The following is an 8,281-nucleotide window of genomic DNA, read 5'->3' as shown; positions in this document are numbered from 1 at the left end:
CATTCAGCGATTAACTACCGACCGCCCGTCGAGGTCCATTCCGAATGGATCAACCAGTCCGGGACAGAACCCGCGGCTGCTTAGGAAACCAAGAATAGGAGCCTCTACGAAACCCGGGGCTTGACAGAGTGTTTCTTCGAGCGCCTGGCGGTGCGCGTCCTGGATGCGGCCCTGTAGCTCGGGACCGGCCAGTGCCCAGAGAGCGGACACGGACTTCGGTGGGGAGAAGGTCAGGTCGAAGCCGGCCACGCCCTCGCGTTCAGTCTTGGCCGGACGACCGGCCGGTGTGACCGCGCCATTGGGTGTGGAATGTGTCTTCATCAGTGGCCGACCGAGCGGACGACCGGACACGGGGTCTTCCTGGTCCTGGTAGAGCGACCGGGCATGAGATTCGGTCACTTGCTGACCGACGGACAGTCCGGTCAGTCCGTCGAGACCTCTACCGAGCCATGTGCCCGGAGGGGCTTTGGCCTCGGTGTAGTAAGCGGTCATGTCGCGGGTCAGACCGTCGCCGGTCGCGGCATGTTCGAGGTAGTAGTTGATGGACATCTTCGAGATGGACACGGTCATGAGAGGTCTCCTTCGGTCACGGTCAGTCGGTCGGACACGGACCGGTCTGGCCGGTCAACGGTCACAAGATCAGCGGTCATTGTCCGGCCCGTCGGCGGCGGTCACGTCCGGTCTGCCAGGTCGCCCACATGCGGACAATCTCTCGGTCACCGGCGGACAGGGTGGTTGTCTTGGCCGACTTCGCGAGACGACCGGCCAGTGTGTCCCACGCCTCGATGACCGGACGGAAACGTTGCCGGTCACGGGCGAGGTCATTGAGCCGCTCGACGGCCTTGTTATAGTCGGACACCAGCGCGGCGTACCGCTCACGCAATTCAGTGTGTTGACCGGTCAGTGCCTGGTGACGGTCGGTGACCGTGGCCAATCGCTTCTGCAGGTCCACGATCTGCTGGGCGGCGATTTCGAGGTCTGTCCGGTTATTCTGATTTGAGGCGGCAGCTTCGAGATCGGCGGTCACCGATGCCAGTCGGTCACGTGTGGCCACGAGGGTGCGGACGCGGTCGATGATCGCTCGTTGGGCGTGGCGTTCGCGTTTGCGGTGCTTGACCGCTTGGCGACGCATCTTCGTCCGGGTGGTCTCGATGCGTTCGCGCGCGGCCGCGAGCCGTGATTCGAGCCGGTCTTCACGTGCTCGAGATTCATTGAGTCGGCGTCTTAGGTCAGCAACCTGGCTGGTGTTTGCACGCTGGCGGGCACGACGCTTTTTCGATCGTTCCCGACACCGGTCAGAACAGTAGCGACGTTTGCTTCCGCCAAGAGCGGCGATCTCGCGAGTGCATTCAGCACAGATACGCGTGGTTGAGCTCATGTCGGTGGTTCTGCCGCAGCGGCGTGGAGCGTTTGTCATCGGGGACGGAAATGTCCCCGGTATGCACCTTGGTGCCAGAGGTGTGAGAGTTCTTCGGGGAGGCGGCGCGGGAGATGCGCGGAGGGCGTATGTGTGTGTTTGCGGTGGGGTTGCTTGGTGTTGTGGAGCGAGTTTGGAGAGGATGAGATTGTTAGTTGGTGTTGCCGAGGAATATTGGGAGGTTTTGAGGATGAGTCAGGCATTGAGGATTGATCCGACGATGATTGAGACGTATTCGGCGATGCTGTTCATTGATCGTTCGGAACTGTTCGGGGCAGACACCCCCGAACAACGCGTTCGTCCCGCCGGAAGCCGGAGGACAGGCTGTGCCCATCTCGGAGAAGATTGGAGCGGATGTCAGTGACCGGTTCAACGTCGACTTCTTCGTCGATGGCCATTCGATTGGCGGCTTTGAGTTCAACGACGCCCACCAAGACGAATGGTGGACGAAGGTCCACGAGGTAGGCGAGCTCACCGTGGTCAGCTGCCGCGACACGAACACTCTGGTCCACGCACCCACATGGGGCGAGGGCATGGCAGCTCTGATAGCCGATGAGGCGAAGATCGTGCGAATGCCGCTCGTCGTCCGCGCGTATGAGAACGGCGTGGGCACCAGCGCGCCGGGACAATAAGAGAATCTCGGACCCTCTCCCCCACAAGAACGCAGCTCCACGCAGGGCACCCAATTCGGAAGCCATGAACCTCGGTCACGAAGTACAGAACGCAACCACGCCGCCCAGCGCGGCAGGATTTCATCAGTAAGGCCGGTCACCACAGTCAGCGTGTGGGGACCGGCCTCTCTCAACCACGGCACCAACCAGGGTGCCGGAGCCGATGAACGCAGCGTTAGTTCACGCCTGGTCCGTCGGATCCAGGAGGTTCGACCGAAGGGGCAATCATGGTCGGATCAGTGGGCGAAACAGTTTTGCTGGCCTCAGGGGCTGTATCCCATCCGCGTTGTGACGTCCACTGGTGACACCGAGGGTGTGCGGGGTTGAGGGCTGGTGCCAGTAGTGTGCCGACGAGCTTTTCGGCTGCGTGAACGTCTTCGAGTCCCTGGCAAGCTGGCACACCCTTTGTCATCTGTGAGTATCGTGCACTCCACCCGTCGGGGACTTTGAATTGAGCGGGGATCGGTTCACGTCGAGCCGTGAAGCGTGCTTCTATCGCTGCTCGCATTTTGTCGACATCAACTGATTGTGTGCGCGCGATGACGACGAGATCCACGAGGTCCTTGGTCCTCGTGCTCGGTCGACCGTTGAAGCGAAGCATGGTGGCACTGGCCTTATCGGCGATCTGATCTGCCAGTGGATAAAGACGGTAGGGGGCTGTCGGCAATCCCCTTGATGGCATGACTCTGGAGGCTGGATCAATCACTTCCGTCCTGCCGATCAGACCGTCCTCGACGACCAAGTCAACAGGAATCGTGTGGATGAGCTTCAACGTCTGAGCATCACGCATCTCGAATGTGATTCGTCGCCCTGTGACATCGGGTTGCACGTCACGTTCGACGATGGGGCGACTGTCGCGGTGGTGGATCACTGCATGGTCGCCGATGTCGTTGAACGCGGCTTCGATCAGTGCTCGTTCGGCATCGTCGATCGACATGGCCGAGGTAGTGAGATCCACGTCTTTGGTGGCTCTAGTGTCGGGGACTCGGGCGAGCATGCCAGAACCACCTTTGAGCACCCAGCGGTTTCCCTGCGATTCATCGAACACGCGAGAGAGGAACCGGTCGAAGTAGGCGCCGCGAATGAGGGCGTGAAAGTCTCGTCCTTGCTCTTTCGAAATTGTCCTCGCCGCTGCTTTGATCGCCTTGTCGGTGGCCGTCCAGGTCGAGTAGCCGGAATCTGTCATGCGGCGACTCTATCGGCGTTCGGCCCGATGTAGTCGAGGAGTGCCGCTCCGTCGCCTCGGGAGAATCCATGAATGTGGGCATGTCGCCCAAGAAGAGCCACCAGACGCTCAGGCCTCACAATCCTCCCCAGTCGACGGGCATCCCTGTAGGCATCCCCAATCAGTGACAGATCTGCACCTTGATCTGGTCCCGCCAGATCCGCCAGGGTGGCCTCGATAGTCAGGACCGGAATCGAGTCAACATAGTCGACATCAATCGGCTCGACTGTCCGCCTCCGAAGCCGCACGTCATCGATTCGAGTGAACCGACGGGCAGTGACGATGAAGTCAAAGCCGCGAGGCCAGAAGTCACCGATGTCGTGGAGCTCAGCGGCATTCTCTCCCGCCACAATGACCGGTGGTACACCGTCGCTTCCGTGACGGTCGCCCTGGCTGACGGCGAGCCACCGCCAGAACGTCGGATCGGAGAGCTGCCCAGGGGCAGCTTCGAACCGGTAGATTCCATGTTCAACTCGCTCCAGGACTCCAGCGTCAGCCATCGACTTCAGCTGCGTATTCGACACCCCTACGTCGTGGGCCTGCCGAGAGGTCACGAACCCGTTGTAGTCGTAGGCCACGGGACTAAGCGCGGCAACCACTTGATAGCTCATGACATCAATAATACCAGCCAGAAGCATTAATGATGCTCCAGGCTGGTGGAAGTGTGCCGATAGAGAGTGCTGTAGTGCGATCAGGTCAGGCTGGGACCTGTGCTGCGCGCCGGTGGGTGAGGCGGCTGAGCGGATAGTGCGCTGAGGTGCGCGTCGGAGGCGACGGGGTTGCCTGGCCCTTCGGGGTCGGTCGGAGCGTCTTCGAGTGGAGTGACGGGCCCGAAGAATCCATGCGGAGTCTCTGGGGTGAATTGTTCGACTGAAATAGTTGAGCCGAGGACACTTTCTTCTTCGAGACGGAGGCCGGGGGTCGCACAAGGGGCAGCCTCGCCAGGGTCGAGGATCTCGATCTTGTGCTCCAGGGGCGTATCAGTACCAGCGTCGTTGAAGTACTCTTGCGTCACTTCAGCGGCGTAGCCACTCTTGACTGCGATCTGAGCAAGCTTTCGATGGGCATCCCAGTCTCCAGTTTCGAGGTGGTGGCCGGCGGCGGCCAGCGTCGCACGGTTGTACGTGCGTTCGGATAGCGGATCCGCTGTGGGGGCAGGGGCCGGGTTTGAGTCGGTGGTGCGGCGTTCTTGATCCATAGCTTTGGCCTTTTCGATGATCTGTTCGTCTCGGATTCGAGCGGCTTGGCCTGCGTCGGTGTTCTGGTAGGACGTGGTACCTGCTCCGTCTTCGGCGAGAGCGACGACGAACTGGGTTTCGTCGCCGTCGAAGAGACGGTGGTCGAATTCCTCGTTATTGAGCAGTTTAGTTGCGATTCGGTCGTGGATTGCTCTGTAGTCGTCGAGCGACATATCGCTGTCAGCGATGTGGTCCATCATCCGAGGATCGTTGCGTACTTGGACTTCGAAGTCGCGGATCCCATCGAGGACGAGGATGCGCAAGGCGTGGTTCTCGGCTCCGGCGAATGTGGTGAACCCACTCATTGTTCTTCTCCTGGTCTCGGAAGTCTGTGCACGGGTTTCGTATCGCAGGCAGTCGTGTGTTGATCACTGCACATTCGGACGATTAGTCGTTGGACAGGCACTGGTCCGTGTCGGAGGCGACGAAGTTGCTGGGGTCCTCGAACTCGTAGCCGGTGACTACAGGGCGTCCATCGTCGTCTCCCATGGTGATGGAGTATTTGCGTGGTCCTTCGATGACGGGTTCGTGCGTTTCAGACACCCAGGCCCAGCAGACTTCGACTTCGAAGGAGTTGGATCCTGTGCCTTCGTAGATGTCGATGGGCCACGAGTACGATTCGGCATCGTTGTCAGCGGCTTCAAACCACTTGGGGGTATAGGTCGGGCGTTCTGGCTCGGTGATGGAGTCAGCGAGTGACTTCGACATTAGTTGGTGCGTGCGGTTGAACCCAGAATGCGGGGTGTCTTTGCTTGCGTGCCAGGTGGTCGTCGCGGTGGCGAATTGCAGTGCCGCGGCGTCTGATTCGAGGTTGTCACTCTTGATTTTTTTCGGGTCGGTGATGTCGTCACGAGACAGCGCTTCGACTTCATCTCGAGTCGGCAGCGGTGGAACGACAGCCTTCTTCGGTCCGGTGTCCATCTCTTCGACGATTTCGTAGTCGTGTGGATCTTCGTTGATGGACTTGAGCCATCGGTAGAAGTCGTCGCGGCCCTGATCGGCGTTGTCGGGGTAGAGGAAGAGGTGGATGCCGAAGTCGTGGTCACCGTCCTCGGATTCTCCCTGGTAGGCGCGGTACGTCATAGTCTCGCGTGGCAGTTCGTCGAGGATCGGCCAGTCTGCGCGAAGTTTTTCCGATTCGCGGAGGTACTTCTCGGTGGCGTCCTCCTGCTGGTCGAGGTCTCCTTCTTCTCGGAGTGTCTTCTCGGCTTCATCGGTTTGAGGCACTAGGCCGATGAACGAACTGACCTGCTTTCCATTGATCGATTCGACGATGGTGTCATCAGCGAACCCGTCAGCGGATGCGGTGATGCTCAGAGAGTCTTCCTTGGTTTCGACGGGGAAGGTCTTGCCTGATTTGCGTGTGCCGAACGACTCACCGTTGATGGTGATCTCCACGGTGTGCGGCTGTGAGGTGATGGTGACGAGTACCTTGGTGGGTTTGGACATGAAGTACCAGACCGCTCCGGCGACGACGAGGGCGACGACGGCGAAGATGGTAATGATGATGGTGAGTGAGTGCTTGTAGTTCATGATTATCCTTTGACCAGTCGGGCGGCGGTGTAGGAGCCGAAGCCGTAGGTGTCCTGCCCACTGGGAGGGCGAGTGTAGAGGCTGGCGGCTAGTGAGGTGTTTGCTGGTCCACTGCGTCGCTTGCCGCTGTAGATGTAGATGTGGCCAGGGGTGATCATGATGTCACCGGCCTTGAGGTCGCCCTCGGACTTCGGCTTGAACGTCTTGTACTTGTCCGACTGTTTCAGGTAGGGAAGCTGGACGTCGGTGGTGCCGCGCAGTGGGAATTTCTTATCCGCCCCAGACGCTCGCATGACGGTGGCGACGTAGACTCCGCAGTCGGTGAAGAAGGCTGTGGTGACTGATTTGTTGTACTTTTGTGAGGCTTTGACGTATTCCGGTTTTGCTGCGTCCTCACCGTGGCGAGCGGCCGTACTACGGGGCAGTTGGACTCGTTTATCCCAGGCGAGGTGTTTCGCGGTCTTGAGGATGTCTCCGCCGCCTCCGGCTCCACTATCGCCGGGATCTTCACAGTCGGTGGTGTAGTCGCCTTTGGCGGCCTTGGTGATGTTCTCGACGTAATTGCGGGTTTCCTCGATCTTGTTGATCTTGTTCATGTCGTAGTCGAGTTCCTTCACCTTGCCGGGGCCAGCGTTGTACGCAGCCAGGGTGAGCTCTACCAGGTTTTTGTCGCCCTTGGCGTGGTCTTTGACGAGGTTCTTCAGGTGCTTCATGTATCGCCCCTGGGCGGCGATGGCGTCCTTGGGGTTGAACGGATCGCCACCATTACCGAATTCTTTCCACGTTTCGGGCATGAACTGGGCAAGTCCCTTTGCTCCGACGGGGCTGACGGCTTTCGGGTCCCAGTTCGATTCGGCTTTGAGTTGGGCGGCGATGATGCCAACGGAGAGGCCTGATTCCTTGGCGGCGGCATCTACGTAGTCTTGGTACTCGTCGGGGACGACGACAGCCGAGGAATTGCCGCCGCCCGGTGTGCAGGTCGGTTCCTCGGCTGCTGAAGCGTCCTCGCTCGGGGCGGTGAGCAGTCCGAGCACGAGGACGATGAGCAGGATGATCGCCGTAGCGAAGACCACAGCGGCCCCAAGGAGTGTGGGGATCAGCTTACGAACGATCATGCTGGTGAAACCTCCATTTCAGTGGCAGGTGAGGCTACGGACTACTTCTTGGTCCGACGGTTAAAGGCGATCACGCCGAGGCCGGCTGCGGTGAGAATGACCAATCCGCCGATAACGAGACCGATGACCAGTCCATTGGGTGAGCTGGTCGCTGACGAGTCAGGCTGGGAGCCGGAGTCGGTGGTGACGGTTCGGTCATCGTCTGATGACGGAGTCGGGGCAGGTTCGCTGCTGTCTGATTCGGACGGTTCGTCGTTGGGTTCGTCTTCGTTGGTCAGTCCGAGGTCATCACCTGGTTGCTGTGGCGTTTCGGTGTCATCGCCGGGACCGGTTGGTAGCTCGGGTACGTCGACTGGGTCATTCGGTGCAGGCTTGTCGAGGTTGGAATCGTCGGCATTGCCCTCGGCTTTGTCTTTGGAGTCAGCAGGTTCTTTGCCTCCGTCTGCCTTGGTCTTGCCATCGTCACCGTCGTTAGCCCCGTCATCGGCGTGGCCCTCGTCGGCGTTGTCGTTCGGGCCGTCTGCGCCGGAGCCAGCATTGGCGCCGGTTCCGCCAGCGTCGGTTGTGGCGTCGTTGCTGTCGCCGGGGTCGTCCGTTGCTGAGTCGGAGTCGGAAGCGTCGTTCCCCGGGCCGTTTGCGGAAGCGGATGCGTCTTGATCGGTGCCGTCGGCACCATCATTGCTAGAGGCATTGGCCTGCGTGCTGTCGTCGTCATCGGACCCATGCGAGTCAGCCTGTGAAGAGCCACCACTCGCGGTTCCTTCTGACGTTCCGTTATCGCCCGATTTGTCATCGTCGCCGTCTGACTGCGAGGTCCCGTCTCGACCGGTGTCCGAGTTCGCGGTGTCGGCGGCGTTGGATTCTGATGACCCGGTGTCGTCGGTGGTCGCGTTGGAATCGGCAGGGTTGTCGATGGTTCCTCCCCCGGTGATGGTGACCCGGCCGGCGACCCAGTTGTCAAGCCCCGGGTTTCGTAGAGGCTCCTATTCTTGGTTTCCTAAGCAGCCGCGGGTTCTGTCCCGGACTGGTTGATCCATTCGGAATGGACCTCGACGGGCGGTCGGTAGTTAATCGCTGAATGC

8 protein-coding genes are annotated in these 8,281 nt (G+C 60.1%); 1 reads left to right on the top strand and 7 read right to left on the bottom strand.

Annotated elements, in window-relative coordinates:
• Positions 1 to 3: 3 nt before the first annotated feature.
• Positions 4 to 570 (bottom strand): relaxase domain-containing protein, encoded by a 567-nt coding sequence (locus BC102111_RS17390; protein ID WP_101624971.1) that lies wholly within the window; start codon positions 568 to 570, stop codon positions 4 to 6.
• A 76-nt stretch (positions 571 to 646) separates the two neighbouring features.
• Positions 647 to 1,378: a hypothetical protein gene (locus BC102111_RS17385; protein ID WP_146001454.1), complete on the bottom strand. Its 732-nt coding sequence runs from the start codon at positions 1,376 to 1,378 to the stop codon at positions 647 to 649.
• A gap of 365 nt (positions 1,379 to 1,743) precedes the next feature.
• Between BC102111_RS17385 and BC102111_RS17380 the strand changes: the two genes are divergently transcribed.
• The gene (locus BC102111_RS17380; protein ID WP_101624969.1) at positions 1,744 to 2,049 is read left to right on the top strand and encodes a hypothetical protein; all 306 of its coding nucleotides are present in this window, start codon (positions 1,744 to 1,746) and stop codon (positions 2,047 to 2,049) included.
• Positions 2,050 to 2,263: 214 nt separating this feature from the next.
• On the opposite strand, the gene BC102111_RS17375 is transcribed toward BC102111_RS17380, so the two are convergent.
• From BC102111_RS17375 to BC102111_RS17355, 5 genes are all read right to left on the bottom strand, one after another.
• Positions 2,264 to 3,274 (bottom strand): nucleotidyl transferase AbiEii/AbiGii toxin family protein, encoded by a 1,011-nt coding sequence (locus BC102111_RS17375; RefSeq protein WP_101624968.1) that lies wholly within the window; start codon positions 3,272 to 3,274, stop codon positions 2,264 to 2,266.
• Complete coding sequence (locus BC102111_RS17370; RefSeq protein WP_180960671.1) at positions 3,271 to 3,924, bottom strand: type IV toxin-antitoxin system AbiEi family antitoxin domain-containing protein; 654 nt, start codon at positions 3,922 to 3,924, stop codon at positions 3,271 to 3,273. Before BC102111_RS17370 ends, BC102111_RS17375 begins: the two co-directional genes overlap by 4 nt.
• An 80-nt stretch (positions 3,925 to 4,004) precedes the next feature.
• On the bottom strand, positions 4,005 to 4,856 hold the full coding sequence (locus tag BC102111_RS17365) for a hypothetical protein (protein WP_101624966.1): 852 nt from the start codon (positions 4,854 to 4,856) through the stop codon (positions 4,005 to 4,007).
• A gap of 82 nt (positions 4,857 to 4,938) precedes the next feature.
• On the bottom strand, positions 4,939 to 6,084 hold the full coding sequence (locus tag BC102111_RS17360; RefSeq protein WP_101624965.1) for a hypothetical protein: 1,146 nt from the start codon (positions 6,082 to 6,084) through the stop codon (positions 4,939 to 4,941).
• A 2-nt stretch (positions 6,085 to 6,086) separates the two neighbouring features.
• Entirely contained in the window at positions 6,087 to 7,199 is a 1,113-nt protein-coding gene (locus BC102111_RS17355; RefSeq protein ID WP_101624964.1) for a lytic transglycosylase domain-containing protein, read from the bottom strand.
• Positions 7,200 to 8,281 lie beyond the last annotated feature (1,082 nt).

The organism is Brevibacterium casei CIP 102111 (assembly GCF_900169275.1).
Lineage (GTDB): Bacteria > Actinomycetota > Actinomycetes > Actinomycetales > Brevibacteriaceae > Brevibacterium > Brevibacterium casei.
Note: the sequence above shows the minus strand (reverse complement) of the source record. Positions and strands in the feature narration are given on the sequence as shown.